The 25,800-nt window shown below is 62.7% G+C and carries 22 protein-coding genes and 2 tRNA genes; 6 read left to right on the top strand and 18 right to left on the bottom strand.

Annotated features, from left to right (window positions below):
• Window positions 1-150 precede the first annotated feature (150 nt).
• Entirely contained in the window at window positions 151-711 is a 561-nt protein-coding gene (locus EAO39_RS20155) for a C40 family peptidase (protein WP_120971892.1), read from the top strand.
• Between the two features lie 89 nt (window positions 712-800).
• Here the strand turns inward: EAO39_RS20155 and EAO39_RS20150 are convergent, their stop codons facing one another.
• The 9 genes from EAO39_RS20150 to modA all read right to left on the bottom strand — a co-directional run bounded on the left by EAO39_RS20150 (window position 801) and on the right by modA (window position 10,944).
• A complete protein-coding gene (locus EAO39_RS20150) occupies window positions 801-1,520 on the bottom strand; it encodes a DUF1266 domain-containing protein (RefSeq protein ID WP_120971474.1) in 720 nt (239 codons plus the stop codon).
• Entirely contained in the window at window positions 1,517-2,719 is a 1,203-nt protein-coding gene (locus tag EAO39_RS20145) for a hypothetical protein (RefSeq protein ID WP_120971473.1), read from the bottom strand. The genes EAO39_RS20150 and EAO39_RS20145 overlap by 4 nt, the downstream gene beginning before the upstream one ends.
• Complete coding sequence (locus EAO39_RS20140) at window positions 2,701-5,037, bottom strand: hypothetical protein (protein WP_120971472.1); 2,337 nt, start codon at window positions 5,035-5,037, stop codon at window positions 2,701-2,703. Before EAO39_RS20140 ends, EAO39_RS20145 begins: the two co-directional genes overlap by 19 nt.
• Before the next feature lie 231 nt (window positions 5,038-5,268).
• Entirely contained in the window at window positions 5,269-6,597 is a 1,329-nt protein-coding gene (miaB, locus tag EAO39_RS20135) for a tRNA (N6-isopentenyl adenosine(37)-C2)-methylthiotransferase MiaB (RefSeq protein ID WP_120971471.1), read from the bottom strand.
• A gap of 149 nt (window positions 6,598-6,746) precedes the next feature.
• Complete coding sequence (locus tag EAO39_RS20130) at window positions 6,747-7,154, bottom strand: hypothetical protein (protein ID WP_120971470.1); 408 nt, start codon at window positions 7,152-7,154, stop codon at window positions 6,747-6,749.
• Window positions 7,155-7,242: 88 nt separating this feature from the next.
• Window positions 7,243-8,136: a formate dehydrogenase accessory sulfurtransferase FdhD gene (gene fdhD, locus EAO39_RS20125; protein WP_205589449.1), complete on the bottom strand. Its 894-nt coding sequence runs from the start codon at window positions 8,134-8,136 to the stop codon at window positions 7,243-7,245.
• Window positions 8,137-8,169: 33 nt separating this feature from the next.
• Window positions 8,170-9,255, bottom strand: a complete 1,086-nt coding sequence (gene modC, locus EAO39_RS20120) for a molybdenum ABC transporter ATP-binding protein (protein ID WP_120971468.1) — start codon at window positions 9,253-9,255, stop codon at window positions 8,170-8,172.
• 94 nt (window positions 9,256-9,349) lie between these two features.
• Complete coding sequence (modB, locus tag EAO39_RS20115; protein WP_120971891.1) at window positions 9,350-10,018, bottom strand: molybdate ABC transporter permease subunit; 669 nt, start codon at window positions 10,016-10,018, stop codon at window positions 9,350-9,352.
• A 119-nt stretch (window positions 10,019-10,137) separates the two neighbouring features.
• Window positions 10,138-10,944: a molybdate ABC transporter substrate-binding protein gene (modA, locus tag EAO39_RS20110; protein ID WP_120971890.1), complete on the bottom strand. Its 807-nt coding sequence runs from the start codon at window positions 10,942-10,944 to the stop codon at window positions 10,138-10,140.
• 96 nt (window positions 10,945-11,040) lie between these two features.
• Between modA and EAO39_RS20105 the strand changes: the two genes are divergently transcribed.
• Window positions 11,041-11,904, top strand: a complete 864-nt coding sequence (locus EAO39_RS20105; RefSeq protein ID WP_120971889.1) for a TOBE domain-containing protein — start codon at window positions 11,041-11,043, stop codon at window positions 11,902-11,904.
• Window positions 11,905-11,977: 73 nt separating this feature from the next.
• Here EAO39_RS20105 and EAO39_RS20100 read toward each other — a convergent pair whose 3' ends face one another.
• Both EAO39_RS20100 and mdlC read right to left on the bottom strand, forming a co-directional pair.
• Window positions 11,978-12,979 (bottom strand): tripartite tricarboxylate transporter substrate binding protein, encoded by a 1,002-nt coding sequence (locus EAO39_RS20100; RefSeq protein ID WP_120971467.1) that lies wholly within the window; start codon window positions 12,977-12,979, stop codon window positions 11,978-11,980.
• A gap of 47 nt (window positions 12,980-13,026) precedes the next feature.
• Window positions 13,027-14,655 carry a benzoylformate decarboxylase gene (gene mdlC / locus EAO39_RS20095; protein ID WP_276209343.1) on the bottom strand — a complete coding sequence of 543 codons (1,629 nt, stop codon included), beginning with the start codon at window positions 14,653-14,655 and terminating at the stop codon, window positions 13,027-13,029.
• 110 nt (window positions 14,656-14,765) lie between these two features.
• Here mdlC and EAO39_RS20090 point away from each other — a divergent pair, with 110 nt between their 5' ends.
• The gene (locus EAO39_RS20090; protein WP_120971466.1) at window positions 14,766-15,671 is read left to right on the top strand and encodes a LysR family transcriptional regulator; all 906 of its coding nucleotides are present in this window, start codon (window positions 14,766-14,768) and stop codon (window positions 15,669-15,671) included.
• Between the two features lie 73 nt (window positions 15,672-15,744).
• Here the strand turns inward: EAO39_RS20090 and EAO39_RS20085 are convergent, their stop codons facing one another.
• The 7 genes from EAO39_RS20085 to EAO39_RS20055 all read right to left on the bottom strand — a co-directional run bounded on the left by EAO39_RS20085 (window position 15,745) and on the right by EAO39_RS20055 (window position 22,437).
• A complete protein-coding gene (locus tag EAO39_RS20085; RefSeq protein ID WP_120971465.1) occupies window positions 15,745-16,914 on the bottom strand; it encodes an MFS transporter in 1,170 nt (389 codons plus the stop codon).
• Between the two features lie 355 nt (window positions 16,915-17,269).
• Window positions 17,270-17,346, bottom strand: a tRNA-Met gene (locus EAO39_RS20080).
• Between the two features lie 125 nt (window positions 17,347-17,471).
• Window positions 17,472-17,548 (bottom strand) — tRNA-Met (locus EAO39_RS20075).
• Between the two features lie 24 nt (window positions 17,549-17,572).
• Window positions 17,573-18,352, bottom strand: a complete 780-nt coding sequence (locus EAO39_RS20070; RefSeq protein WP_120971464.1) for an enoyl-CoA hydratase — start codon at window positions 18,350-18,352, stop codon at window positions 17,573-17,575.
• Between the two features lie 105 nt (window positions 18,353-18,457).
• Window positions 18,458-20,335, bottom strand: coding sequence for a M61 family metallopeptidase (locus tag EAO39_RS20065; protein WP_120971463.1), 1,878 nt, complete (start codon window positions 20,333-20,335; stop codon window positions 18,458-18,460).
• Window positions 20,336-20,443: 108 nt separating this feature from the next.
• Window positions 20,444-21,148, bottom strand: coding sequence for a DsbC family protein (locus tag EAO39_RS20060; protein WP_120971462.1), 705 nt, complete (start codon window positions 21,146-21,148; stop codon window positions 20,444-20,446).
• A gap of 158 nt (window positions 21,149-21,306) precedes the next feature.
• The gene (locus EAO39_RS20055; RefSeq protein ID WP_205589447.1) at window positions 21,307-22,437 is read right to left on the bottom strand and encodes an FAD-dependent monooxygenase; all 1,131 of its coding nucleotides are present in this window, start codon (window positions 22,435-22,437) and stop codon (window positions 21,307-21,309) included.
• Between the two features lie 160 nt (window positions 22,438-22,597).
• On the opposite strand from EAO39_RS20055, the gene EAO39_RS20050 reads away from it, so the two are divergent.
• From EAO39_RS20050 to EAO39_RS20040, 3 genes are all read left to right on the top strand, one after another.
• A complete protein-coding gene (locus EAO39_RS20050; RefSeq protein WP_120971460.1) occupies window positions 22,598-23,485 on the top strand; it encodes an MOSC N-terminal beta barrel domain-containing protein in 888 nt (295 codons plus the stop codon).
• Between the two features lie 254 nt (window positions 23,486-23,739).
• Window positions 23,740-24,834, top strand: coding sequence for a redox-regulated ATPase YchF (gene ychF / locus EAO39_RS20045; RefSeq protein ID WP_120971459.1), 1,095 nt, complete (start codon window positions 23,740-23,742; stop codon window positions 24,832-24,834).
• Between the two features lie 11 nt (window positions 24,835-24,845).
• Window positions 24,846-25,784, top strand: a complete 939-nt coding sequence (locus EAO39_RS20040; RefSeq protein ID WP_120971458.1) for a hypothetical protein — start codon at window positions 24,846-24,848, stop codon at window positions 25,782-25,784.
• The last annotated feature ends 16 nt before the right edge of the window (window positions 25,785-25,800 follow it).

The following is a 25,800-nucleotide window of genomic DNA, read 5'->3' as shown; positions in this document are numbered from 1 at the left end:
GAAAACATAGCTTTCAGCGCTTACTGGATATGAGTTATCTGCTGAAAATTGCTTGAAGACTCTGAAAAGTTGAGACAAGTTGCTCACATTTTTTGTAAGAATTGACGCACGTGCTGGAGTCGCGACCTGCTTTCTGAGAACATGGCCCGCATGAAAGCACAAGCCAAGATGTCCATGACTGACTTCAGCGCCGGGCGCAGACACTGCGCGCTGGTGCTGGCCGCCTCTCTTGCCGGCCTGCTCGCAGCTTGTTCGTCAGCTCCCAAGAGCCGACCTCGGCCTGCAGCTCAAGGCGGTGGTGTGGGTTCTGCGCAGGCGCTCAATCTGGCCGATGATCTGCGCGAACCCCTGCTGGCGCGCACCATGCTGGTGGTCAACACGCCTTATACCTATGGCGGCAACTCCCCCGAAGGCGGCTTTGACTGCAGCGGCCTGATCCAGTGGGCGGTGGGCGGGATCACCGCCAGTCGCCTGCCGCGTACCACATCGCAGTGGGCGCAGGTCAGCAGCCCCGTGGAGGTGCGCTCCCTGATGCGTGGCGACTTTGTGTTTTTCAACACCCTGGGCAAGCCTCACTCGCATATGGGCATTTTTGTGGGCAATGGCCAGTTTGTGCATGCGCCGTCTTCCGGCGGTACGGTGCAGCGGGTGCGCATGGACAATGTCTACTTTGCCAAGCGCTTTACCGAGGCACGCAGCATTTTTTCATGAGGCAGCTGCCATAAAGCAAAGGGACTGAACGGCAGTCCCTTTGTTTTTGATAGCGGCTCGCGCTTTCATTTCAAGCGCTGCAGGCCGATTCAAGCCGCAAGCTGGGCCGGGTGCTCGGCCGGCGGCGCAGGCGCTGCGGTCAGCGGCAGATGCCAGTCCATGGCATGCCAGGGGTGCTTGGCTTCGGTGACCCACTGGGCCACTTCCTCGGGGGTGAAGGCCTTGCCCAGCACATCGGAGCGGCCCTGTGCCTGCCACTGGATTCGGCCTTGGGCATAGGCCTGGCCGAAGCTCAGCCAGCTGTCAAAGCACTGCTGGGCGCGCTGGGCGTTGAGCATCAGGACGTCCCAGTGCGTCTCTTCGTCCACCCATTCCAGCAAATAGGCGCAGCGCACAAAAAACGTGACCCGGGCGCAGGCAAATGCCATGGCCGCGCGGGGATTGTCGCTGCGGTGCAGGCGTTGCAGATCCAGCATGAACCAGCGCTGACGCATGGCATCCGGCAATTGCAGGCGTATCTGCTCGTCGCCAAGATCGGTGCGCAGGCCCAGATGGTGCAGCACCATGGGGCGCAGCTGCCTGGCCAGGGCTTCGTCGGCACCCTGGAGTTGGCTGGCAAAGCCGCCTTGCATGGCGTGATAGGCCGTGGGATGGGCCAGCGCCAGCGCCCAGTTGCGCTCGGCGCTGCCCGCCTGGTAGCTGATCATGTCGCCGCGGTTTTGGGCTTCCTTCAGGTTGCTAAAGCCTCTGCGCAGCATCCAGAAGAACCAGGCCAGCAGCAGACCCAGAAAAATCCACCAGCCACTCATGCCCGCCCTCCTGCACGCAAAGGCCGCTTGCGGGCCAGTTGCAGTGCCTGCTGCAGCGCTGCAGATTTGGGCATGCGCTCTATGACTTCGCTGTCCACGGCATCCTTGCGAGCCGCCACCATCCATTGCATCAGCGGTGTACGCAGAGGAAGCTGGGGCAGCAGATCCGGATGGCGGTTGAGCAGCCACAGCTGCTCGCTCTCGCTGTGCAACTCGGCCACGGTGCACCAGGGCGTCAGCTGCGAGTCCTCGGCCAAGATCTCGGGCGGGCGACGCACAATACCCATGGTCAGTGCGTCGTGCGGCGCTTCGTCGTTGAGCGGCAGGTGGTTGAGCAGGGCTACGACATCGGGCGCATAGCGCGCAATCGGGGGGCGGTTTTGCTTGCCCTTGATCTGCTCGATCTGCAGACTGCCGTCTTTTTGCATCACGGCATTGACGGTGATGCGCGGCTGGGCCGAGCCCGTGCGGTAGCTGAACAAGCGCATCTTGCCGGACTCCAGGCCGCTGGCGTAATGCTCGCCATAGCCGCCGTTGAAGTGCTTGCGGTCCGAGAACTGCCCCACGCAATGGCCCATCATCTGGCTCTCATAAGCCATTTCCTGGCGCAGCTGCGGGCTCTTGGCGTCGAACTCCACAAAGATGCCCAGCTGCCCGCGCACAATGCCGTGCACGGCGTTCTTGGAATGCTCCAGCCAGCCCGTGCTCTGTTTTTTCTGAAAAGCCAGATGCTCCAGCGTCCAGCGCGCCAGGGCCTGAGGGCAGTTCACGCGCTGCAGCTTGCCTTGCAGCGAAGTGCCTTTGCGGGTGGAGAGAAACTCCACCAGGCGTGTCTCCAGCGCCAGCACCATGGCTGCATCCGGCTCTATCCACCACAGGTCGGGCAGATCAATGCCCATGGCCTTTTTGCCAAGCCGCTCCAGCGCCCAGGCTGGTGCTTCCTGGCGGCCCAGCAGCTGCTGCAAGTCATGGGCATTGGCAATGCGTTGCAGCACAGGGGGCTCGGCCTGCAGATTGCCAATCACATGGCGGTAGAAATGGTTGGCCAGCCAGGCCGAAATCTCGGGCGCATCGCCGCGTGCGGCGCTGCGCTGGGCTATGGCCTGCTTGATGGCTGGAGCATTGACCACATCGCGGGCCTGATAGGCGCTGGCGGCGGCTGTGTTGGCTTGGGTTTGACTCACCAAAATTTCCACCATGGCTTGCGGCCGGAAGCCGCTTGTCCATTGGCCGCAGCCTCACGTTCGGCCAGCTTGCGTTCGGTGCGCTCAATGCACTCGCGCGATACGCGGCGCTCGCTCTCGTCGCCGTCGTTGTCCTTGTCCAGATAGCTTTGGGCTTGCTGGTGCAGGGCCAGGGCTTCCTCCAGCAGCTCGGGATAGGCTTCCAGTGCACAGGCCAGCCGGCGTAGCGGGTAGCAGTCCCGTAGGGCAATGACTTCCTGCTGGTGGCTGCGCAGGCGTGGCAGCACCAGCTCGGGGCGGGTGATGGAGTAAAAATCCAACATGGCCATCAGTGCGGCCAGATAGTCACGGCGTTCGCTGCGCTGTTCGGCTTCGTCAAGCTCGTGAAACCATTGATCCAGGCGCTCGGTCCAGATGCTGATTTCGTCATCGCGGTCCAGCCGGTACAGCGCGTAAGCGACAGAGGGCAGGTAGCGGGGCGGATCATGGCGGCCATAGCCATGCTCCTGCGCAAAGTGCCACAGGCGCTCGGCCTCCATCACCGTCTGGCTGTAGTCCTCCTTACCAATCGCGCACCACACCAGGCTGTTGTGATGCTCGGCAAACGGGCTGCTGGCCAGGCCTTTGTGGTGCAGCGCAGCGGCTTCGTCGTAGCGATTCTGAAAGCGGTATTTGATCGCCAGGTTGTTGCACAGCATGGAGTACACATGCACATCGGCATCCTTGAAGGCTCCCTGGCCCGTAGACCAGAAGCTCTCAAAGCGTCGCAAGCTTTCTTCGTAGTAGCGCAAGGCCAGCTGGCTGCGCACTTCGCTGGGCGGCAGCTTTTTCTTGCCGCCCAGCAGCGGGGCCAGTTCTTCATCGTGGTCCAGCGTCACCCCGACGGCATAGCACCAATGGGCGCCGTAGGCCTCGGGGAAAGGGCGAGCCAGCGCTTCTTCCAGCGGCAGCACGGCAAAGCGTGCCGCCCAGAGCGCGGACAGCTTGTCGCCGTCGGCCAGATCCGGGCGCTGGCCCACGGATTGCTCTAGCAAGGGCAAGGCTTGTTCCAGCTGGCGCTTGGCGGCATGGCGCATGCCCTGCGTCAGGGCGAGCAGGATGTTCTGCGGCTCGCGTGCGCGTACGAAATCCAGATAGAAATCGGCGTTACGGCTTGGCATCTTCTCCTGCGCAAACAGATAGTGCATATCGGTATCTGCGTGGACCATGGCAAGAATCAGCGCCCAGGTGATGGCGCGGCCGGTGTCGGCATCGACATCGCTGTCAAAGCGCTGCTGCGCCAGTTTGCAAGCGGCGACGGCAGAGAGGGGGCGGGCGTGCATCACGCTCTCCAGCGCCAGGGCCGCGGCCTCGTCCAGACGGTCGGCCTGCATCAGCCATTCCAGATGCAAGGCGCTGAAAGGATCGCCCTGGTCATCGGTCAGGCTCACGCGGCCCAGCGGGGCCAGCTGCAAAGCGGCGTCCAGCTGGCCTGCCAGCGCACAGGCCTGGGCCTGCAGTCGCACAATCCTGACTTTGCGATGGGCCTTGATGGCTGGCGAGGGCGGCGGGTTTTCCGTGCGCTGCAATTGCTGCTCGCAGGCCATGAGCAGCGAGGGCAGACTGGCCGTGGCAACGGGCAGGGCGCGGTCGGCCAGCTCCATCCACTGTTCAAAATCCACCTCCTGCTCGGGAGCGGCATCGCGCAGCGTCTGGATGGCGTTTTGCACATGGCCGGTGGCCGCGCCGGCATTGCCGCGTTTCTGGGCCAGCTCGGCCTTGCGCACCAGGGCCATGGCATCGCCATGGGCCAGATGGGCCTCGTTGTCCGGGTTGGCGCGTTCGCGGGCGCGGTGCAGATCCACGCCCAGCTCGGCGATTTCCCAGGCCTGGACCTCGTCGGTCATCCACTGCCAGCCGTGCCAGTAGCGATCGGTATCGATGTCCGCCGGCAGCTGGGCAATGGCCTGGGCTGCGGGCAGGAGCAGCGCGATGGCCGATGCCTTGTCAAAGCCCAGACGGCTCTGGATATCGCTGAGCGCAATGCGCACCTGTGCATCGGCCGGGCGGCGCTCGTCGGACTGCAAGGCGCTTTGGCGATGCGTCTGCAAAAAGCGATTGGCAATCTCGGGCTTGTCCAGCATCAGCCAGAAATCGTGCACGCGCTCCAGATCGTTGACATTGGCGGGGGCAAAGCTCTGCTGCTCCATCAACTCTGCAGCAGCCGCCATGCGGTCCTCGCGATTGATGGCGGACTGGTCTTCGTCGTAATCGTTGAGCAGCTCGTGGGCCTGGTCGATAAAGGCGTGCAGGGCATCCCCTTGCAAAACGGCTGCATGGCTTGGTAGGTTCATGGTGTCCAGATCAGGAAGCGCTAGGCAATCGAAGGCAGGGCAAGGCCTAGCCAGGCTTTCATACTATCTGTTGATTTTTGCTGATATTTCGTCGGCAATGGCCTTTAACGTTCTGTTACTTGAGACTTGACTCCGCTGCAGAATGGAAAAAAGCCTGACGCAGAGTTCTCTGCGTCAGGCTTTGGTATGCGCTGCTGCGCGCCAGTGTGGCGGGTGGCAGAAAGTGGGCGCTCAGTCCTTGAGCACAACCTCGCCGCGCAGCGTGTAGGCCTTGGCTTCGGTAATTTTGACATCAACCAGCTGGCCGATCAGGCGTTCGTTGCCAGGGAAGTTGACCACGCGGTTGCATTCGGTGCGGCCCATCAGCTCGCTGCCGTCGCGTTTGCTCAGGCCTTCGACCAGCAAACGCTGCACGGTGCCCAGGCGTTCTTCGCTGATTTCCTTGATGTTGTTGTTGATCACGGCCTGCAGCTCATGCAGGCGGCGCAGCTTGACTTCGTGCGGCGTGTCGTCGTGCAGATTGGCGGCGGGCGTGCCGGGGCGGGGGCTGAAGATGAAGCTGAACGAGTTGTCAAAGCGCACATCGTGGATGAGCTTCATCATCTTCTGGAAGTCTTCTTCCGTCTCGCCGGGAAAGCCCACGATGAAGTCGCTGCTCATGGCCAGATCCGGGCGGATGGCGCGCAGCTTGCGAATCGTGCTCTTGTATTCCATAGCCGTGTAGCCGCGCTTCATGGCCATCAAAATCTTGTCCGAGCCGTGCTGCACGGGCAGGTGCAGGTGGCTGACCAGCTTGGGCAACTTGGCGTAGGCCTCGATCAGGCGTGGCGTGAACTCGTTGGGATGGCTGGTGGTGTAGCGTATGCGTTCGATGCCGGGGATTTCGGACACGTATTCCAGCAGCAAGGCGAAATCGGCAATCTCGGCCGTGTCGCCCATCTTGCCCAGATAGGCATTGACGTTCTGGCCCAGCAGCGTGACTTCCTTGACGCCCTGGTCGGCCAGACCGGCCACTTCCACCAGCACGTCTTCAAACGGACGGCTGACTTCTTCGCCGCGCGTATAGGGCACGACGCAGTAGCTGCAGTACTTGGAGCAGCCTTCCATGATGGAGACAAAGGCCGAAGCACCTTCGACACGGGCCGGCGGCAGGTGGTCGAACTTTTCGATCTCGGGGAAGCTGATGTCCACCTGCGGTTTGGCCTTGGCCGCGCGGGCGTTCAACAGATCGGGCAGGCGGTGCAGGGTTTGCGGGCCGAAGACCACGTCCACATAGGGCGCGCGCTTGATGATTTCTTCGCCTTCCTGGCTGGCCACGCAGCCGCCCACGCCGATCAGCACGCCTTTTTCCTTGAGGTGCTTGATGCGGCCCAGATCGCTGAATACTTTCTCTTGCGCCTTCTCGCGCACCGAGCAGGTGTTGAACAGGATCAGGTCGGCTTCTTCCACGTCCTGCGTGGGCTCATAGCCCTGGGCGGCGCCCAGCACGTCGGCCATCTTGTCCGAGTCGTACTCGTTCATCTGGCAGCCAAAGGTTTTGATGAAGACTTTTTTGCTCATGGGGAATACTCGTTGTCGCTGCAGTCTGTGGTGGCTGCAATCACAAAAGTCATAGCAGCTAGCGCATGCCTGACTTTGGTTTTAATAGATAAATGTCATGGGCTGATTGCGCAGCGTGCGCAAGCAGCTCATCAATTTGTAGTGGCGACCTAGCTGCCGAAGATGCGCATCAACCCGGTTTTGGGCTGGATGGGCTTGTACTTCTCGATCTCGGCCGGGGTCAGAATCCAGGCAGTGTGCAGGCCAAGGGTCTGGGGTTCGATCACATAGCCGACCAGCATTTTCTGGCCTGCGTAGTTGTGGGCGAAAACAATGGTGCGCTCCTGGCTGAACAGACGAAAGCCGGGAGTGGTGCGAACGGCCTGGCCGTTGATGGCGACTTCGGGAAAGTTGGTGACCGTCAGCTCGCCAAACAAGGCGGTGGGCGGAAAGTTGCGCGGCTCGTTGGAGGGCAGGCCCTGGGCCATGGCCGTCAGGCTGCTGCCGGCGGCAGCGGCCAGCAAGCCGGCGGCCAACAGGCGACGGCCCGAGAAGAGAGCGGAGGTGCAGCGGTTCATGGTGTTTATCCAGGGGCTGGGTTCAGTGCAGACGGCGTCCGCACAGCAGCTGTGATTTTACGGACTTGGCGAGCAGGCAGGGGCGTGCTCAAGCTTTATCGCTGTCGGGCAGTGCATGTCCGCCGGCCGCATACAAGACCGCCTGCGGCGGGCGGCACAGGCCCCAGAAGCGCAAGCCCGTCAGCTCGGCCATGCGCACGCCCATGGCGGTGGGAGCCGAGATGGTGACCAGCGCCGCCACGCCCAGCTTGGCGCATTTGCGCACCAGCTCGTGGCTGCCGCGGCTGGACAGCACCACAAAGCCCGGCTCGCTCAAGCGCGCAGTACGCGCCAGGCGGCCCAGCAGCTTGTCCAGGGCGTTGTGGCGGCCCACGTCTTCCAGCACTTCGTGCAGCTGACCATCGAGTGTGGCCCAGCCGGCGGCGTGGATGGCTCCGGCCTGGGCATTGAGAATTTGTTTGGCCGACAGCGCATCGATGGCGCTGCAAACCGTGGTCACATCTACCCGGGCCAGCCAGTCATGCGCGGGCAGGGGCGAAAAGTCCAGATCCAGTGCGGCAAAGCTTTCCACGCCGCAGACGCCGCAGCCGGTACGCCCCGTCATGCTGCGGCGGTGGTCCTTGAGGCGGGCAAAGCAGCGCGATGAAATCTCCAACTGCACCTGCATGCCATCCATGCCGGCAGGCAGGCCGGCTGCTGCGGCAGCCACGGGCGTGACCTCGATGCCATAGCAGTCGGCAGCGCTGTCCAGAATGCCTTCGCTGAGTGCAAAACCCAGGGCAAAGTCTTCCAGATCCAGCGGCGTGCCCATCATCACGGCGTGGGAGATGCCGTTGAACACCAGGGCAATCGGCACCTCGTTGGCCAGCACGCGATCCTGCGCCAGCGGCTCTTGCTGCAGCTGGTGGCGCTGCACGGCAAAGTGGCTGATGGCGGGAATGTGCGGCGGCGGGGTACAGGCGCTGGGACTGGTGTCGGTCATGGCTGCCATTATCGATTCAGCCCGCCGCAGTCTTCAGTCCAGCAAGGCCATGCCCTTGATCTGGGCGAAGACCTGCTTGCCTGCCTGCAGCTGCAGTGCCTTGCAGGAGTGTCTGGTGATCCGGGCCAGCAGCCGGGCCGAGCCTTTTTGCAGCGACACCATGACCTGGCCCGGACCGTCCTCGCGCAGGTCCAGTACCTGGCAAGGAAGGATGTTGAGAATGCTGCTGCCTTCGGCGCGCGTCAGGCTCAGGCTGACATCGCGGGCCTGCACGCGCAACTGCACCTGGCTGCCTATGGGCCTGGGGCGTGCCATGACCAATTGCAGCTGGCCGCCGTCAAAGCTCAGCGTGCTCAGGTAGTCGACCATGTCGTGGGTCTGCACGGTGGCATGGATCACGCTGGAGGCCAGATCGCCTTGTGTCAGCGGCAGATCCAGGCGGGAGAGCAAAGCGGTCAGCGGGCCTTGGGCCACCACCCGGCCGCTTTCGAGCAACACCATGTGTTGGGCCAGGCGCGCCACCTCGTCCATGGAGTGGCTGACATAGACGATGGGAATCTGCAGATGGCGCTGCAACTGCTCCAGATAAGGCAATACCTCGGCCTTGCGCTGGGCGTCGAGTGCGGCCAGGGGTTCGTCCATCAGCAGCACCTGGGGACTGGTGGCCAACGCCCGGGCAATCGCCACGCGCTGGCGCTCTCCGCCCGACAACGTGGCCGGCATGCGATCCATCAGATGGCTGATGCCCAGCAGCTCCACGGCCCGTTCCTTGGAGACCTGGCGGCGCTCTACCGGCGTACGCTTCATCCCGTAGTCGATGTTTTTCTGCACCGACAGATGCGCAAACAGGCTGGCTTCTTGAAACACATAGCCCAGCGCCCGCTGGTGCGTGGGCAGCCAGTGGCCGCTGGCGTCGTCTTGCCACAGGGCCTCCTTGACGGCAACCCGGCCCCGGGCGCGCTCCAGCCCGGCCAGGCTGCGCAGGCAGCTGGTCTTGCCGCAGCCGGACGGCCCGAACAAAGCGGTCACGCCCTGGCCCGGCAGCTCCAGATCGACATTCAGCTCGAAGTCTGCACGCTGCAATTGCAGGCGGGCGGCGATGAAGGGGGAGGTACTCATGTGCGACGCTTTCTTTTGCCGCCGGGCCGCCCCAAGGCAAAAAGCGGCCCCCTTGGGGGGCAGCGGCTACACGTGAGTAGAGCAAGCGTGGGGGTCATTTTTTTGGCTGCAGCCAGTTCAGCGCCAGCAGCACGATAAAGGAGAACACCACCATGCCGGCCGCCAGCAGATGGGCATGGCCGTACTCCATGGCTTCCACATGGTCGTAGATCTGTACCGAGACCACGCGCGTTACGCCGGGGATGTTGCCGCCCAGCATCAGCACCACGCCAAATTCGCCCACGGTATGGGCAAAAGTCAGCACGGCGGCGGTGATGAAACCGGGCTTGGCCAGCGGCAGGGCCACGGTCAGAAATCGGTCCAGCGGGCTGGCGCCCAGGCTGGCAGCCGCTTCCATGGGGCGTGTGCCCAGGGCTTCAAAGGCGCGCTGCAACGGCTGGACGGTGAACGGCATGGAATAGATCAGCGAGCCCACTACCAGCCCGGCAAAGGTGAAGGGCAGATTGCCAATGCCCAGCGATTGGGTGAGTTGACCAATCGGACCGTGAGGGCCCATGGTGACCAGCAGATAAAAGCCGATCACCGTGGGCGGCAGCACCAGGGGCAGGGCGACCACGGCGCCAATCGGCCCGGCCCAGCGCGAGCGCGTGTGGGCCAGCCACCAGGCCAAGGGCGTGCACAGCAGCATCAGCAGCACGGTGGTGACGCTGGCAAGTTTGAGCGTGAGCCAGATGGCGGCGTAGTCTTCGGCGGTCAGTTGCATGAAACCCAAAAAATAACCCTTGACCATGCCAGCTTAGCCCAGCACCGCCAAGGGAAGAGCGAAATCTTTGCGGCCTAGTTTGAGGCGGAAAACCGCCTCAAACCCTTTTATTGCAAGCGTCAGAAGCTATAACCGTAGGAGCGGATGATTTCCTGTGCCTTGGGGCTGCGCAGGTACTTCATGAGTGCCGAGGCGGCTTCGTTGTCCTTGGCGCTGTTGAGCACAATCGCGTCCTGGCGAATGGGCTCGTGCATATTGGCCGGCACTTGCCAGGCCGAGCCTTCGCGGATCTTGCCGTTTTCCATGACTTGCGACAGAGCCACAAAGCCCAGCTGCGCATTGCCCGTGGCGGCGAACTGGTAGGTCTGGGCAATGTTCTCGCCCATGACGACCTTGGGCTGCACTTGCGAGGTCAGGTTCAGCTTGTTCAGGACTTCCATGGCGGCTGTGCCGTAGGGCGCCAGCTTGGGGTTGGCAATCGCGATGTGCTTGTAGTCGCCGGTTTTCAGGACGGCGCCCTTGTCATCCACATAGCCGGCCTTGGGGCTCCACAGCACCAGGGTGCCGATGGCATAGGTAAAGCGTGAATCGGCCAGACCCTTGCCTTCCTTGGCAATCTTCTCGGGCGTGGTGTCGTCGGCGGCCAGCAGGATGCCGAAGGGCGCGCCATTGTTGATCTGGGCGTAGAACTTGCCGGTGGCGCCAAAAGACAGCTCGGCCTTGTGGCCGGTATCCTTTTCAAACTCGGTGGCAATCTTCTTCATGGGGGCGGTGAAGTTGGCCGCCACGGCTACGGTCACCTCGGCCGCTTGCGCCTGCACGGACCACAAGCCCAGCACGGCCGAACTGGTCACGGTCGCGATCACGGCCGCAGAGCGTGCCAGTTGAAAGGAAAAACGCGAGGCAGGCAGAGCAGTCTGGGTCATGGAAATTTCGCTATTCATAAATGGAATAACGAGTGTAATCTTTTTTAATGCTCAAGGGCCAGCGAGGAAAATCCAAGGCAGGGCATGATGGCGCCCATGTCAGAAAAAGAATTTCACGAACAAGAGCAGCGCGAGACTTTTGACGCTGCCGGTCTGTCCAGCAATTCGCTGTCTCAGGCTTTGGGCTACGACATTGCCGACCGGCGCATCGCCATCCTGCGCGGAATAGCGCACAGCGGCTCCATCTCCCAGGCTGCACGCGATGTGGGCGTGAGCTACAAGGCCGCCTGGCAGGCCATTGATACCCTGACCAACTTGGCGGGCGTGCCCCTGGTGGAGCGCAGCGTGGGCGGCGCCGGCGGCGGCGGCGCACAGATCACGGCGGCCGGTGAATCCCTGCTGGCCACGGCCGAGACCATGGAGCGCATGCGCGCCGAAGTGCTGCAGCGCGTGCAAAGCGGGCAGAGCCCGGGCGACGCGCCTGCGGTGGTGAATCTGGGTCTGATGACCAGCATGCGCAATCAGTGGCCCTGCACCGTGCTCAAGGTCGAATCCCTGGGCGCCCAGATTCGCGTGTGGCTGCGCCCTGCGGGCGAGACCGAGACGCAGTGGAGCATTGCCGCCCGCATCACCCCCGAGAGCTATGAGCTGCTGGGCCTGGCGCCCGGCGTTTCGGTGCTGGCGCTGTGCAAGGCCACGGCCGTCAAGGTTTTCAAAGGGCAGGAGCGCCCCATGGCCGCCACACAGGCCATCAATCTCTGGCCCGCACAGGTGCAGCGCGTGACGCGCGGCGCGGCATCGCTGGCCGATGAACCCGTGGCCTGTGACGAAGCCGTGTGCCGCCTGACCTGGGGCGCGCAGATTGTGGGCTTTGCCCCGGCCCAGAGCGGGCTGGATGCGCAAGACAGCGTCTGGCTGGAAGTTCCGGAAGCTGCCGTGGTGGTGGCGGTGACGGCATAAAAACGCCGCCGGCCCGTGGCGGGCGCGGCGGCGAAAAGGGAGGAATCAAAGGGGAAAGATTCCCTGGGGGTCTTCAATCGACCTTGAGACCGATTTCCTTGATCAGCGGCGCAAAGCGCGCACGTTCCTTGGCGTGGTGGTCCACAAACTCCTGGCGGCCCATGCGCGGCTCGGGTGTGGCGCCCAGTCCTTGAATCACCTCGATCACATTCTTTTGCTCCAGTGCCTTGAGCACGCTGGCGCGCACCGCTTCCACCACGGGGACGGGCGTGCCGGCCGGGGCGTAGATGCCGAACAGCGTGTCGGCATCAAAACCGGGCAAGCCGCTTTCGGCCAGTGTGGGCACCTTGGGATAGAGCGGCGAGCGCTGCGGGCTGCCAATGGCCAGCAGCTTGAGCTTGCCGGCTTCCACCTGCTTGAGGCCGGGGCCTGGATCAAACCAGTACTGCAGCTGGCCGCTGAGCACATCGGTCAGTGCCGGGCCGGCGCCTTTGTAGGGAACATGGGTGGCCTCGACCTTGGCAGCACGCTTGAACATTTCACCGGCCAGATGGGGTGAGCTGCCGGGGCCGGGTGAGCCATAGGACAGCTTGCCGGCATGGGCCTGCAGGTGTTTGACGAACTCGCCCACATTGCTGACCGGCACCGAGGGATTGGTCTCCAGAAACACATGGACCCGGGCCACGGCAGCCACGGGAATCAGGTCTTTTTCCGGGTTGAAGGGCAGCTTGCTGTAGATCAGCGGATTGATGCTGATGCCGCCGCCCGAGCTCAGCAGCAGCGTGTAGCCGTCCTTGGGGGAACGCACGGTTTCGCCGATGCCGATATTGCCGTTGGCACCGGGCTTGTTGTCCACCACCACCGACTGGCCCAGGGCCTGGCTCATGGTGGGGGCAATCGCCCGGCCCATCACATCGGCGGCACCGCCGGGGGCGAAGTTCACTACCAGGCGGATGGGGCGCTCCGGCCATTTGTCATTGGCCAGAGCCGGGGTAGCGATGGTGCTGCAAAACAGGGCCGGAATGGCGGCCAGTCCCATGCGGCGCAGGCGGTTGATCGGCGGCATTTTTGCCATGAAGTCTGTCTCCTTGAGTGTTTTTATGTCGTTCGTCTAAGGGCGTGTCAGGCAACTTCCACTTCCACCACGATGGGGCGGGGGTGGGCAATGGCGGCCTGCAGGGCCAGGGCCAGCTGCGATGCATCCTCCACATGCATGCCGTCGCAGCCGTGGCCCTTGGCCAGGGCGACAAAGTCGATATCCGGCAGCTCCGTGCCTTCCACCTTCTCGCCGTCCCGGTAGCCAAAGACCTTGGAAAAATCCTGCAGCGCGGCGTAGCGGCGGTTCTTGAGGATCACAAAGGTGATGGGCAGGCGCAGATTGGCGGCGCTCCACAGGGCCTGAATGGCGTACATGGATGAGCCATCGCCGATCACTGCTATCACTTTTTTCTCGGGCTTGGCCAGGGCCACGCCCACGGCGGCAGGCATGCTGTGGCCCAGGCCGCCGCTGCACATGGTGAAGAAGGTCTCGCTGTGAAAAATCGGCAGATAGCTCTGGATGGTGGGGCGCGAGCTGGGCGCTTCTTCCACGATGATGCTCAGAGGATCACGCACGCCGGCCAGGGTGTGCATGGCAAATGCGACCGACATGCGTTCGCCCGCCGCCGGAGCCTCAGGTACGGGCGCAGCAGGCTTGCGGGCCGGGGCTTGGCGCTGCGTGATATGCGGGCGGGCCAGTAGTTCCTGCACGCCCAGGCGGATATTGCCCACGGCGGCCGTGCCCACGGGAGCCCAGGCGGCAATGGCCGGGTCTTCAATCAGCTGAAACAGCTCAGAGCCTGCGGGAATGAAGGGGCCGGCGCCTTCCACGTGGTAGGTGAAAGCGGCAGCGCCCACGGCAAAAATCGCATCGTGCGCGCCCAGCAACTCGACCATGCGCTCGCGCATGGCAGGCAGAAAGCCGGCAAACAGCGGGTGATCTTCGGGAAAGCTGCAACGCCCGCTCATGGGAGCCACAAACACGCGGGCCTGGTGGCGCTCGGCCAGGGCCACCACCTCATCCCAGGCCTGGCCGCGATCGACGGCGGCGCCTACCACCAAAGCAGGAGATTGCGCAGCGTCCAGCGCGTCGCCGATCAGGCTCAGGGTGTGCGGGTTGGCTCGGGTCTCGAAGCCCACATGGCGCAAAGTGATGGGCTCGCAGGGCTTGTCCCAGTCATCGGCAGGAATCGAGACAAACACCGGGCCGCGTGGCTCCTGCATGGCGATGTAGTAGGCGCGGGCCAGAGCCAGGGGCACGTCTTCTGCGCGTGCCGGCTCGCAGCTCCACTTCACATAGGGCTTGGGCAGCTCGGCGGCATCGCGTGAGTGCAAAAACGGATCGAACTGCAGCAGAGAGCGGGCCTGCTGGCCCGCCGTGATGATCATGGGCGTGCGGTTCTTGAAGGCCGTGAAGATATTGGCCATGGCATGGCCCACGCCTGCGGCCGAATGCAGATTCACAAAACTGGCCTGGCGTGTGGCCTGTGCATAACCATCGGCCATGCCCACGACCACGGCTTCCTGCAGGCCCAGTTCGTACGAGAAATCCTCGGGATAGTCGCGAAACAGCGGCAGCTCGGTAGAGCCCGGGTTGCCGAAAATACGGGTCATGCCCAGCTCGCGCAGCATGGCAATCACGACGTGGCGCACGGTATGGCTTGGCTGTTCGGCTTGTGCCAGGGCGGTTTGATGGGAGGTTGTGACTTGCAAAACAATCGTCCTGTAGGGAACTGAGAGGGGAGCTCAAGCGCTTGGGCGTCATCTTGCAGGGCGGCATAATTTCCAGCAATTGAATAAAACATCTAAGAGATATTCGTTTTATGGATATATCAGGCCTGGATCTCAATCTGCTGCGCGTGTTTGATGTGGTGTTTCGCCATGGCAGCGTCAGCCGTGCCGCCCAGGAGCTGGGCATGTCCCAGCCGGCGGCCAGCCAGGCGGTGACGCGGCTGCGTCAGTTGCTGGGCGATCCTCTGTTCGAGCGCATGCATGGCGGCGTAAGGCCCACGCCGCGTGCCGAGCGGCTGGCGCTGGCGGTGCGTGCTGCCCTGGCCACGCTGGAAGTGGCGCTGGCCGAGGCCCATGCCTTCGAGCCGCAGCAGGCGCAAAAGCGTTTTCGCATTCATCTCAGCGATATTGGCGAGGCGCGGTTCTTGCCGCCGCTGATGTGGGCGCTGCGCGAGCAGGCTCCCCATGTGCAGCTGGAGACCCTGCCCATGGCCATGACCGAGATTGCCGATGCGCTGGATCGCGGCTCGCTGGATATTGCCATCGGTTTTCTGCCCGGTGTGACGGGCACGCAGCAAACCGTGCTGCTGTCGGATCACTATGCGGTGCTGCTGCGCAAAGAGCACCCGGTGCTGCAGGTGTTGCAAGACGGGCGGCTCAGCCCGGAGAATCTGCGCTCGCTGGAGTTTGTGGCCGTGCGCTCCCATTCCGAAACCTTGCGCATTCTGCAGGCGCTGGATCTGCAGCAGCAGATACGGCTGTCAGCGGCCCACTTCATGGCCGTGCCCTCCATCGTGCGCCAGACGGACCTGGCCGTGATCATGCCTGCCGAGATTGCCGATACCTTTGAGCGCCAAGGCGGCTATGCGGTAGTGCAGGCCGATCTGCCGGCAAGCGCGTTCGATGTCTCGCTGCACTGGAGCTGGCGCTTTGCGCAGGAGCCGGCCAACCAGTGGCTGCGCTCGCTGGTGCTTGAGGTTTTCAGGCAGCGAGCTTGAAAAACGGACGTAAAAAAGCGCCAGAGCTTGTTGAAGGCTCTGGCGCTTGATGCATTAGCAGTAGCTGCTCTGTTTATTGAAGTTCCTTGCCCTTGAGTTCGGGAATCAGAAAGGCCGTGGCAATCATGTCCAGCACATAGATGGCGGCCAGCAGGGCGATGGCCACCTGGAAGGAGTAGGCCATGGCGATTGCGCCCACCACCACCGGGCCGAAGCCACCCACGGCGCGGCCGATGTTGAACAGCACGTTCTGTGCGGTGGCGCGGGCTGCGGTGGGGTAGGCCTCACTGATGACGGCGCCATAGCCGCCCATCATGCCGTTGACGCACAGGCCCATGATGGCGCCCACCCACAGCATGGCCGTGGGGTCGGTCAGTTGGGAATAGGCCAGTACCGAGATCACCGAGCCGACCTGGAAGATCAGGAAGGTGGGCTTGCGGCCGATGCGGTCGGCCAATTGGCCGAAGACCCAGATGCCGACGGACATGCCGATGATGGTGACCGCGGTCCACATCGAGGACTTGGTCAGGCTGAAGCCCATTTGCTTGGACAGAAAGCTGGGCATCCAGATCATGATGCCGTAGTAGCCGAAGTTCTGCACCGAGGTCAGCACGATCACGCCCAGGCTGACCTTGACCGTGGCCTTGTCCTTGACCAGCAGCTTCAGGCACTGCAGGGCCGAAGGCTGCTCTTTTTTGCTGCGAGCCACAAACACTTCGGGCTCGTGCAGCTTGTTGCGGATGACCCAGGCCACGAGGGCGGGAATCACGCCCACCAGAAACATGCCACGCCAGCCGATCAGGGGCAGCAACAGCGGGGTCAGCAGGGCTGCACCCAGCACGCCCACTTGCCAGCCCAGCGCTACATAGGACGAGACGCGGGCACGGTGGCGGGCCGGCCAGGCTTCGGCGGCCAAGGCCATGCCGATGCCGAACTCGCCACCCAGGCCTATGCCGGCAATGGTGCGGTAAATCAGCAAGTCCCAATAGCCTTGGGCAAAAGCGCACAGGCCGGTGAAGACGGCAAACAGCACGATGGTCCAGGTCAGCACGCGGATGCGGCCGTAGCGGTCGCTGAGCATGCCGAACACAATGCCGCCGAACACGGCGCCGATCAGCGTCCAGGTCACCAGCGAGCCGGCCTGGCCGGGAGTGAGGTTCAGGTCTGCAGAGATGGCCGAGAGCATGAAGCCCAGAATCAGCAGGTCAAAGCCGTCCATGGCGTAGCCGACGGCCGAGCCCATGAGTGCCTTCCAGCTGTATCCGTCGACTTGTGTTGGGGCACTGCCAGCTTGTGCGGCGCCATGGGTGTTTGAGGTCACGGGATCATCCTTGAGCGAGAGATCAGGACGTTTTCCGGTGCCCATCGGCAAGCTGCAGAAAAAGCGCAGCCCTCACTGGTGGGATGACCAGTGCGCGGGCACGCTGCGCGCGTGCAGCATCCTTGGGGTGCAAGGGGCACGAGAAAGAGTCCTGAAGGGGAGGGGGTGAGAGAGCGGGAGCAGGGCATCGCGCGCTGCGCAACAGGCGGCGCGGTGGCCATGCGGCCTCTGTAAAAAGCGAAAAGCCCCAAGAGCGTGAGCGCTTGGGGCTTAAATTTGGTGGTCGTAGCGGGACTCGAACCTGCGACATCAGCATTATGAATGCTGCGCTCTAACCAACTGAGCTATACGACCGACAGTCCGGTATTCTAATGCCTAAAAATTAGCTTTTCAGTCAAATCCAGAATTTTTTTGATGCGATCAAAAAGATCGGACATGAAAAAACCGCAGTGTTCATCAGAGCACTGCGGTTTTCTATCTGGTGGTCGAGGCGGGACTTGAACCTGCGACATCAGCATTATGAATGCTGCGCTCTAACCAACTGAGCTACACGACCTGGAGCCAGCGATTATATACCAAATTACTGGTGGGTGAAATGGGCTGGGCGCTTGTTGACGAAGGCGTCCATGCCTTCCTTCTGATCCTGCGTGGCAAACAGGGCGTGGAACAGGCGGCGTTCGAACATCACGCCATCCGACAGACTGCTTTCAAATGCGCGGTTCACGGACTCCTTGGCCGCCATGACGGCCAGCTGCGAGAAACCGCTGATGATGATGGCTGCGCCCAGGGCTTCTTCCATCATCTTGTCCAGCGGCACCACGCGGCTGACCAGACCGGCGCGCTCGGCTTCCGTGGCATCCATCATGCGGGCGGTCAGCGCCATGTCCATGGCCTTGGCTTTGCCCACGGCGCGGGGCAGGCGCTGCGTGCCGCCGGCGCCGGGAATCACGCCCAGCTTGATTTCGGGCTGGCCAAACTTGGCGTTGTCGGCGGCGATGATGAAGTCGCACATCATGGCCAGCTCGCAGCCGCCGCCCAGGGCGAAGCCGCTGACGGCGGCGATCACGGGCTTGCGAATGCTGCGAATGGTTTCCCAGTTGCGGGTGATGTAGTCGCCGCCGTAGGCATCGGCAAAGCTGTACTGGGCCATGGCGCCGATGTCGGCGCCGGCGGCAAAGGCTTTTTCGCTGCCTGTGATGATCATGCAGCCAATGCTTTTATCGGCGTCGAATTTCTTCAGGGCATCGCCCAGCTCGTTCATCAACTGGTCGTTCAAGGCGTTGAGCTGCTTGGGGCGGTTCAAGGTGATGATGCCGACCTTGTCCGCTTCAACGCGCACTTCAATGGTTTCGTATGCCAAGGTTGTCTCCTGAGTGGTTCTGAAGGTTGGGATTGCAGATGCCAAGAATAACTGCTGTTGCCGCACAGGTGCCAGGGTGCCCGGGCCGCTGTGCGGTGATCAGCGTCAGGCCGCAACAGCTGCCGCAGCGGTGACTGGGGCGGCGGCGCCGCTCAGCCAAAGCTCGCAAGCGGTCTTGTCGCTCACTTCCAGGCCCAGATTGCTGATGGGCGCGGCTTGCGCATTGGCGCTATTTGCATCCTCGGCGACGGGTTTTGCCGGCTGTGGATCCAGGGCCAGCTGCAGCGTCAGAATCTGCTTGTCGCGTGCCACCCAGGCGGTGACCTGATTCGCATCGCCGGCGTAGAGCAGTAAATCGTCCAGTTTGGTAATGCGCCAGCGCTGCTCCTGGGCCTCGATGGCCAGCCATTCGTCGCCGGCCATCATGCCGGACTGCTCGGCCAGGCCGCCGCGCAGCACGGTCTTGATCTGCACGCTATGGTTTTCCTGAACGCGCAGGCCCAGCTTCTGCGCCAGCTGCGCAGGTTCGGCCTTGGCCTTGATGCCGTGCAAGGTCAGCAGTTCTGCCAGTGGCAGATCGTTTGTGCCGTGCACCCAGAGATGGAGCTGGCGCGCAATGGCCTCGTTGCCCAGCTGGGCAACGAGGCGTGCAATATCGGCCTCGGTGATGGGGCCGCCCTGCTGTCCGCCTTGCACCTCACCGTCCGACAGCTGCCACAGCCCGCGCATCACATCGTCCAGCGATGCGCCGTGCTGGCGCAGGCTCAGGTCCAGGCACAGGGCGACCAGCGAGCCCTTGGTGTAATAGCTGACCGTGTGGTTGGCCGTGTTTTCATCCTGGCGGTAGTACTTGACCCAGGCATCAAAACTGGCCTCAGCCACCGATTGCAGCTGGCGGCCCGGGGTCTGCAGCACCTGGTTGATGGTGCGGGTGATGAGCTTGAGGTATTGGGTGCTGTCGATCAGCCCCGCGCGGCGCAGGAACAGGTCGTCGTAATAGCTGGTGAAGCCTTCGAAGAACCATAGCAGCTCGGTGTAGTTTTCCTGTTCATAGTCATAGCGGGCGAATTCGCCAGGGCGCAGGCGTTTGACGTTCCAGGTGTGAAAGTACTCGTGGCTGATCAGACCCAGCAGCGTGGTGTAGCCCTCGCTGGCCTTGGCTTGGCCGGGGCCGGTGTGTTTTCGCGGCAAGTCGCTGCGGCCGCAGATCAGGGCGGTGGAGTTGCGGTGCTCCAGCCCGCCGTAGCCGTCATCCACCACATTGAGCATGAAGACATAGCGCTCCATGGGCGGGCGGCTGCCATCGGCATGCCAGAAGGCGATTTCCGCTTCGCAGATTTTTTGGGTATCGGCCAGCAGGCGCCGGCCGTCAAAGCTGGGTGCGGCTCCTGCCACCACAAATTCATGCACTACGCCGCCGGCCACAAACTCCCCGCGCCAGAACTTGCCCATCTCGACGGGGCAGTCCACCAGCTCGTCGTAATCGGCGGCGGTATAGAGACCAAAGCCCTGGCCGTCCACCTGGGCGGCCGTGAGGCCGGTGGCAACCTGCCAGTCTTGCGTGGCGGGGCTGCTCAGCAGCTCCAGTGCATGGGGGTTGTGCTCCTGGCCGTGCACGCGCAGGCACAGGCTGGTGCCGTTGAAAAAACCGCGGCGACGGTCCAGCCAGGCAGTGCGTACCGAGGTGTCATACGCGCAAACTTGATAGCTGATAGCGCAAGCTGCATCTGCGCTACAACCGATTTTCCATTGGTTTTTGCTCAGCTGCTCGACGGCGATGGGCTGGCCGTTTTGCGTGGCACTCAGCGCTTGCAGGTTCTTGGAAAACTCGCGCACCAGATAACTGCCGGGAATCCAGACCGGCAGCGACAGCAGCTGCCCGGCTGCCGGGCGCTCCAGATGCAGGGTGACATCAAAAAGATGAGCGTCCACCGCGCTGGCCTGCACGGTGTAGCGAATCAAAGAGGCGGGGGCAACAGCCATGGCGGCTCCAAAAAAAAGGCCGGGGCATTGCACGGCCTGTGCTGCCCCGGCCAGGGTTCGCTTGATGCGACTAAGCGGCAAAGCGCTCAGAGGTGAATGGTGTCCAGCTTACTTGGCGGCCAGGTGCTTTTCCACTTCGGCAGCCGAGATGGCTCCGGGGACGCGCACATTGTTGGCAAAGATGATGGTGGGCGTGCCCGTGATCTTGTATTTGCGGCCAAACGCCACGTTGCGCTGAATGGCGGCAGGATCGCACTGGGCCGCGGCAGCATTTTTGCTGTTGAGCATTTGCTCATGCCAGGCCTTGGCCGGGTCCTTGGCGCACCAGATGTTGCGCGACTTGTCGGCCGAGTCCGGGCTCAGGATAGGGTAGAGAAAGAGGTAGATCGTGACGTTGTCCACGCTCTGCATGTCTTTTTCAAAGCGCTTGCAGTAACCGCAGTTAGGGTCTTCGAACACGGCCATCTTGCGCTCGCCCTTGCCGTGCACGATGGTGATGGCGTCCTTGAGCGGCAATTGCTTGAAATCGACTGCCGTCAGCTGGTTCATACGGTCTTCGGTCAGATTACGCCTGGCCTTGGTGTCGATCAGCTCGCCCTGAATCAGGTAGTTGCCCTTGGCATCGGTGTAGAAGATGTCGGTGCCTACGCGGACCTCGTACAGACCGGCCATGGGCGTGGAGCGCACCTCATCGATCTTTTCGAGCTGGGGAATGCGCTCGGTCAACGTCTTTTTGAGATTGGCATCCTGGGCATGCACGCTCAGGCCGAAGGTCAGGCTGGCGGTGGCCAGCAGGCAGGCAACAAGTTTCATAGAGCAAGTATGGGGCCGCGCTGGGCACGGCCAACCTTAGGTATTTCTTATTTCTGCCGTTCAAGGCCCGAGTGAATCCATGGCCTGGGCGGCAGGGCATGCGTTTTGGAGTGGCTTGGGGCCCAAGGGTTCCCCGGATCGACCGGGAAGGCCAGGGCTCAGAGCAGTCCCATGGCCTGTTTGGCCATCCAGGACTTGAGCGGGCCGCTGCGCTCGAAACCCTTCATACCCCAGTTGCGCAGCATTTGCATGGGCACTTCGGGGCGGGCAAACAGCTGCTGCAGGCCATCCATGGCCAGACCCATGGGGGCCAGGGCAGCCTTGCGCTCGCGTTCGTATTGGCGCAGCAGCTTGGTGTCTGCCGTGCTGCGCCAGTAGTCGCGCTCCTGCAGCACGCGGGCCAGCGTCTGTGCGTCGGCCAGGCCCAGGTTCAGGCCCTGTCCTGCCAGCGGGTGCACGTTATGGGCGGCGTCGCCAGCCAGCACCCAGCTGCGCGGGGTGCGTGAGGCATCCATCTGGGTGCCGCACCAGCGGTCGGCCACGGCCTGCTGTAGCGGCCAGGCGGCGCGCGGGGCAATTTCCTGCAGTTCGCCCAGGGCGTATTGGCTGATGGTCTGCAGGCGCACGGCAAAAGTCTCTTCGTCGCTGTGCAGCCACTCTTCCACTAGGCTTTGCTGCAAGGACCAGACCACGGCCACCTCGTTGCCTTCGGGTCCGGCCAGAGGCAGCAAGGCCAGAATGCTTTCGGGCGTGAACCACTGGCGCGCAATGCCGCCGTGGGGCAGCTCACAGCGCAGGCGGGTGGCAATCGCGCTTTGGGAATAGGGGGTGACGGAAAAATCCACGCCGAACTCGGCACGTGTGCTGCTGGCGCGGCCCTCGCAGATGGCGGTCAGCGCTGCGGGCACGGGTTCTTTGACGATTTCCACCTGGGGCTGGTAGCGCACGGCCTCGGCCAGGCGCTGCTCCAGAGCGGGAACATCCACAATCCAGGCCAGCGCCTCGACCTCTTGCGAGGCTGCATCGAATTGCACCTGGCCGTCCAGATCGCCAAACACCTGCATGCCGGTCACCGGCGTGGCGTGCTCGTCATCGGGCCAGCAACGCAGGGACTCCAGCACCATCTTGGAGCTGGCATTGAGAGCATAGGCCCGTACATCCCGCCCCTGGGCGTTGCGCTCTGCCGGTGCGACCAGTGCCACACGCAGACGATCACGCGCCAGCAAAAGAGCCAAGGTCCGGCCCACAATGCCGGCTCCACGAATACATACATCAAAGGTTTGCGCCATGTCCGGCATTGTAGGAGGCGTAAGCCGGGCCTGTGTTCCTCGCGGATTGACCATTTGCGGGGCCCATCACCTGCATCAACTATGCTGTTGATAGCAGCTTGCGCTTGATGGGTAAGCGCTACAGGTCAAAATTGCTCCAACTTATCCGCACCTTCCTGCCATGACCGATACCCGTTACGACGTCCAAGGCCAGATCGCTCAGCTCTGGATTTACCCAGTCAAATCCTGCGCCGGCATTGCGGTGCAGCAGGCGCAGCTGAGCCGCCATGGCCTGCAATGGGACAGGCACTGGATGGTGGTGGACGAGCAGGGCGAATTTCTCACCCAGCGCACGCACCCGCGCATGGCGCTGATTCGCCCCGAAATCGGCAGCGAGCATTTGCGGCTCCACTTTCCTGGGTTGGACGCGCTGCAACTTCCTTTGACAGCCCAGGGTGCCAAGCGCCGGGCGCGAGTCTGGAAAGACGTGGTGGATGCCTGGGATCTGGGCGAATGGGCGCAGCCGGCCAGGCAATGGCTGAGCGCAGCGCTGCAGACCGATGCCCAACTGGTGCGCTTTGACGCAGCCCAGCCCCGGCAAGCCAGCGAGCGCTGGGTAGGGCAGGATGAGGCTCCCACCCATTTTGCCGATGGCTACCCCTTGCTGGTGCTGAGCCAGGCGGCGGTGGACGAACTCAACGAGCGGCTGGAGCAGCTGGCCGAACCGGCCGTCGATGCCAGGCGTTTCAGGCCCAATATCGTGATTTCGGGTCTGGAGGCCCATGACGAAGACCGGGTGGAGTTGCTGCATCTGCTGGAGAGCGCGGGTGTCAGCCTGCGCCCTTGCAAGCCCTGCACGCGCTGCCCCATTCCCGATATCGACCCCGATAGCGCCGTGCCCGGCACGGCCGTAGGGCAGGTAATTCGTGGCTACCGCCAGGATCCACGCGTGGATGATGCTATTACTTTTGGCATGAATGCCCTGGTGCTGGGCTTGCCACCGGGCCGGGCGGCCACCGTTACTTTGCAACTGGGCCAGTCTGTGGCCGGAAATTTACGCTTCGATTGAGCCTTTGCTCGCGCCGTTTTTGCGTCTTTTGCCGCTGTCGCTGCGGATGGCCGGATTCCGGCGCGCGCCAGCAGAGATTCGCTGATCATTACAATCGGCATAGATTTCAGTGACAAAACCAGAACAAAACTCTGCAAACAGAGCGCGTCTGAGTCACATCTCTCCAGAACACCGAACACGCGTCAATGCGGATCGGGCACTTCGGCCACGCTGGTGTGGTGCTCGATAGTGCATTGATATCAAAGGAAATTTCCATGAGCCTCAAATGCGGCATCGTGGGCCTGCCCAATGTGGGCAAGTCCACTCTTTTCAACGCCCTGACCAAGGCCGGCATCGCCGCCGAGAACTATCCCTTCTGCACCATCGAGCCCAATACCGGCGTGGTGGAAGTGCCCGATCCGCGTCTGGATCAGCTGTCCGAGATCGTCAAGCCCGAGCGCGTGGTTCCCGCGATTGTGGAATTTGTGGACATCGCCGGTCTGGTGGCCGGTGCTTCCAAGGGCGAAGGCCTGGGCAACCAGTTCCTGGCCCACATCCGCGAAACCGACGCCATCGTCAACGTGGTGCGCTGCTTTGAAGACCCCAACGTGATCCACGTGGCCAACAAGGTGGACCCGATTGCCGACATCGAAGTCATCCAGACCGAGTTGTGCCTGGCCGACATGGCCACGGTGGAAAAGGCAATTCACCGCTATAACAAGGCTGCTCGCTCTGGTACCGACAAGGATGCCGCCAAGGTGGTTGCCCTGCTAACCCAGATCCAGGATGCTCTCAACGAAGGCAAGCCAGCACGCACCGTGCCCGTCTCCAAGGAAGACGCGCCCCTGATCAAGCAGTTCTGCCTGATCACCGCCAAGCCCGCCATGTTTGTAGGCAATGTGTCGGAAGACGGTTTCGAGAACAACCCGCTGCTGGACCAGCTCAAGGCCTACGCCGAAGCCCAGGGCGCGCCTGTCGTGGCCATCTGCGCCAAGATCGAAGCCGAAATGTCCGAGATGGAAGACGAAGACCGCGACATGTTCCTGGAGGAACTGGGTCTGGAAGAGCCGGGTCTGAACCGCCTGATCCGCGCCGGCTTCAAGCTGCTGGGTCTGCAAACCTACTTCACCGCCGGTGTGAAGGAAGTGCGCGCCTGGACCGTGCCCATCGGTGCCACCGCCCCTCAAGCCGCTGGCGTGATCCACGGCGACTTCGAACGCGGCTTCATCCGTGCCCAGACCATTGCTTTTGATGACTACATTCAGTTCAAGGGCGAGCAAGGCGCCAAGGATGCCGGCAAGATGCGCGCCGAAGGCAAGGAATACATCGTCAAGGATGGCGATGTACTGAACTTCCTGTTTAACGTCTAAAGCGACAGCCTTTGAACGAGACCGAGCAGCACTCCGTGCAGGCGGACCTGGTGGCGGTGCTGGTTGCCGTCACCGCCGGTCAGCCGCGCATTCTGACCACCAGAGCGGGGGTGACGCTGCCTGCCGGCCCCTTCACCTCCAACCACCGCTCGCTGCAGGTCAGCCTGCGTGCCTGGGTGGAGAAGCAAACCCATCATCCCCTGGGTTTTGTGGAACAGCTCTATACCTTTGCCGACCGCGATCGCTCGCAGGAGCTGGGGGTGCGCGCCATCTCCATCAGCTATCTGGCCTTGACCCGCGAACTCGATGACGACGGCCATGCCCAGCCCGGCTGGCAGGACTGGTATCGCTACTTTCCCTGGGAAGACTGGCGTTCGGGTGCGCCCGAGGTCATTGATGGGCAGATTGCTCCGGTGCTCAGGCACTGGTGTGAAAGTGCTTCAGATTCTGTAGCTGCATACGAACGTCAGCAAAGGGCTGCATTGACTTTTGGCCTGGACGGTCACGAGTGGAACGAAGAACTGGTGCTGCAGCGCTATGAGTTGCTGTTCGAAGCCGGCCTGGTGCAGGAAGCCTGGCGCGACGGGGTGAGTGCGCCCGAGGGCGCGGTGCTGGTGGGCACGGCCATGAGCAACGACCACCGCCGCATTCTGGCTACCGGCATAGCCAGGCTGCGCGCCAAGATCAAGTACCGGCCCGTGGTGTTTGAGCTCATGCCCGACGAGTTCTCGCTATTGCAACTGCAGCAGACCGTCGAAGCTCTGGCAGGTCGGGGCCTGCACAAGCAGAACTTTCGCCGTCTGATCGAGCAGCAGGCATTGGTGGAGGAAACCGGGCAGATGACGGCCACCGGCGCCGGCCGCCCGGCCAAGCTGTTTCGCTTTCGCCGCAATGTGATGCTCGAACGAGCGATTGCGGGCAACAAGCTGCCATTGGCCAGATCCCACTGATTTTTGATTTTGAAGA

Origin of the sequence: Comamonas sp. lk (genome assembly GCF_900564145.1) — a bacterium.
In the GTDB taxonomy this organism is placed as follows: domain Bacteria; phylum Pseudomonadota; class Gammaproteobacteria; order Burkholderiales; family Burkholderiaceae_C; genus Comamonas.
Note: the sequence above shows the minus strand (reverse complement) of the source record. Positions and strands in the feature narration are given on the sequence as shown.

Bases quoted from the DNA above. Each gene is read 5' to 3' on its own strand.
- EAO39_RS20090 (WP_120971466.1), top strand. From the start codon at position 14,766: ATGGATATATCAGGCCTGGATCTCAATCTGCTGCGCGTGTTTGATGTG.
- EAO39_RS20050 (WP_120971460.1), top strand. From the start codon at position 22,598: ATGACCGATACCCGTTACGACGTCCAAGGCCAGATCGCTCAGCTCTGG.
- EAO39_RS20105 (WP_120971889.1), top strand. From the start codon at position 11,041: ATGTCAGAAAAAGAATTTCACGAACAAGAGCAGCGCGAGACTTTTGAC.
- fdhD (WP_205589449.1), bottom strand. From the start codon at position 8,136: ATGACCGACACCAGTCCCAGCGCCTGTACCCCGCCGCCGCACATTCCC.
- EAO39_RS20145 (WP_120971473.1), bottom strand. From the start codon at position 2,719: ATGGTGGAAATTTTGGTGAGTCAAACCCAAGCCAACACAGCCGCCGCC.
- EAO39_RS20085 (WP_120971465.1), bottom strand. From the start codon at position 16,914: ATGGGCTCGGCCGTCGGCTACGCCATGGACGGCTTTGACCTGCTGATT.
- EAO39_RS20140 (WP_120971472.1), bottom strand. From the start codon at position 5,037: ATGAACCTACCAAGCCATGCAGCCGTTTTGCAAGGGGATGCCCTGCAC.
- EAO39_RS20155 (WP_120971892.1), top strand. From the start codon at position 151: ATGAAAGCACAAGCCAAGATGTCCATGACTGACTTCAGCGCCGGGCGC.
- miaB (WP_120971471.1), bottom strand. From the start codon at position 6,597: ATGAGCAAAAAAGTCTTCATCAAAACCTTTGGCTGCCAGATGAACGAG.
- modB (WP_120971891.1), bottom strand. From the start codon at position 10,018: ATGCAACTGACCGCCGAAGACTACGCCGCCATCTGGCTCACGCTCAAA.
- modC (WP_120971468.1), bottom strand. From the start codon at position 9,255: ATGAGTACCTCCCCCTTCATCGCCGCCCGCCTGCAATTGCAGCGTGCA.
- modA (WP_120971890.1), bottom strand. From the start codon at position 10,944: ATGACCCAGACTGCTCTGCCTGCCTCGCGTTTTTCCTTTCAACTGGCA.
- EAO39_RS20065 (WP_120971463.1), bottom strand. From the start codon at position 20,335: ATGGCTGTTGCCCCCGCCTCTTTGATTCGCTACACCGTGCAGGCCAGC.
- EAO39_RS20100 (WP_120971467.1), bottom strand. From the start codon at position 12,979: ATGGCAAAAATGCCGCCGATCAACCGCCTGCGCCGCATGGGACTGGCC.
- EAO39_RS20060 (WP_120971462.1), bottom strand. From the start codon at position 21,148: ATGAAACTTGTTGCCTGCCTGCTGGCCACCGCCAGCCTGACCTTCGGC.
- EAO39_RS20055 (WP_205589447.1), bottom strand. From the start codon at position 22,437: ATGGCGCAAACCTTTGATGTATGTATTCGTGGAGCCGGCATTGTGGGC.
- EAO39_RS20130 (WP_120971470.1), bottom strand. From the start codon at position 7,154: ATGAACCGCTGCACCTCCGCTCTCTTCTCGGGCCGTCGCCTGTTGGCC.
- EAO39_RS20150 (WP_120971474.1), bottom strand. From the start codon at position 1,520: ATGAGTGGCTGGTGGATTTTTCTGGGTCTGCTGCTGGCCTGGTTCTTC.
- ychF (WP_120971459.1), top strand. From the start codon at position 23,740: ATGAGCCTCAAATGCGGCATCGTGGGCCTGCCCAATGTGGGCAAGTCC.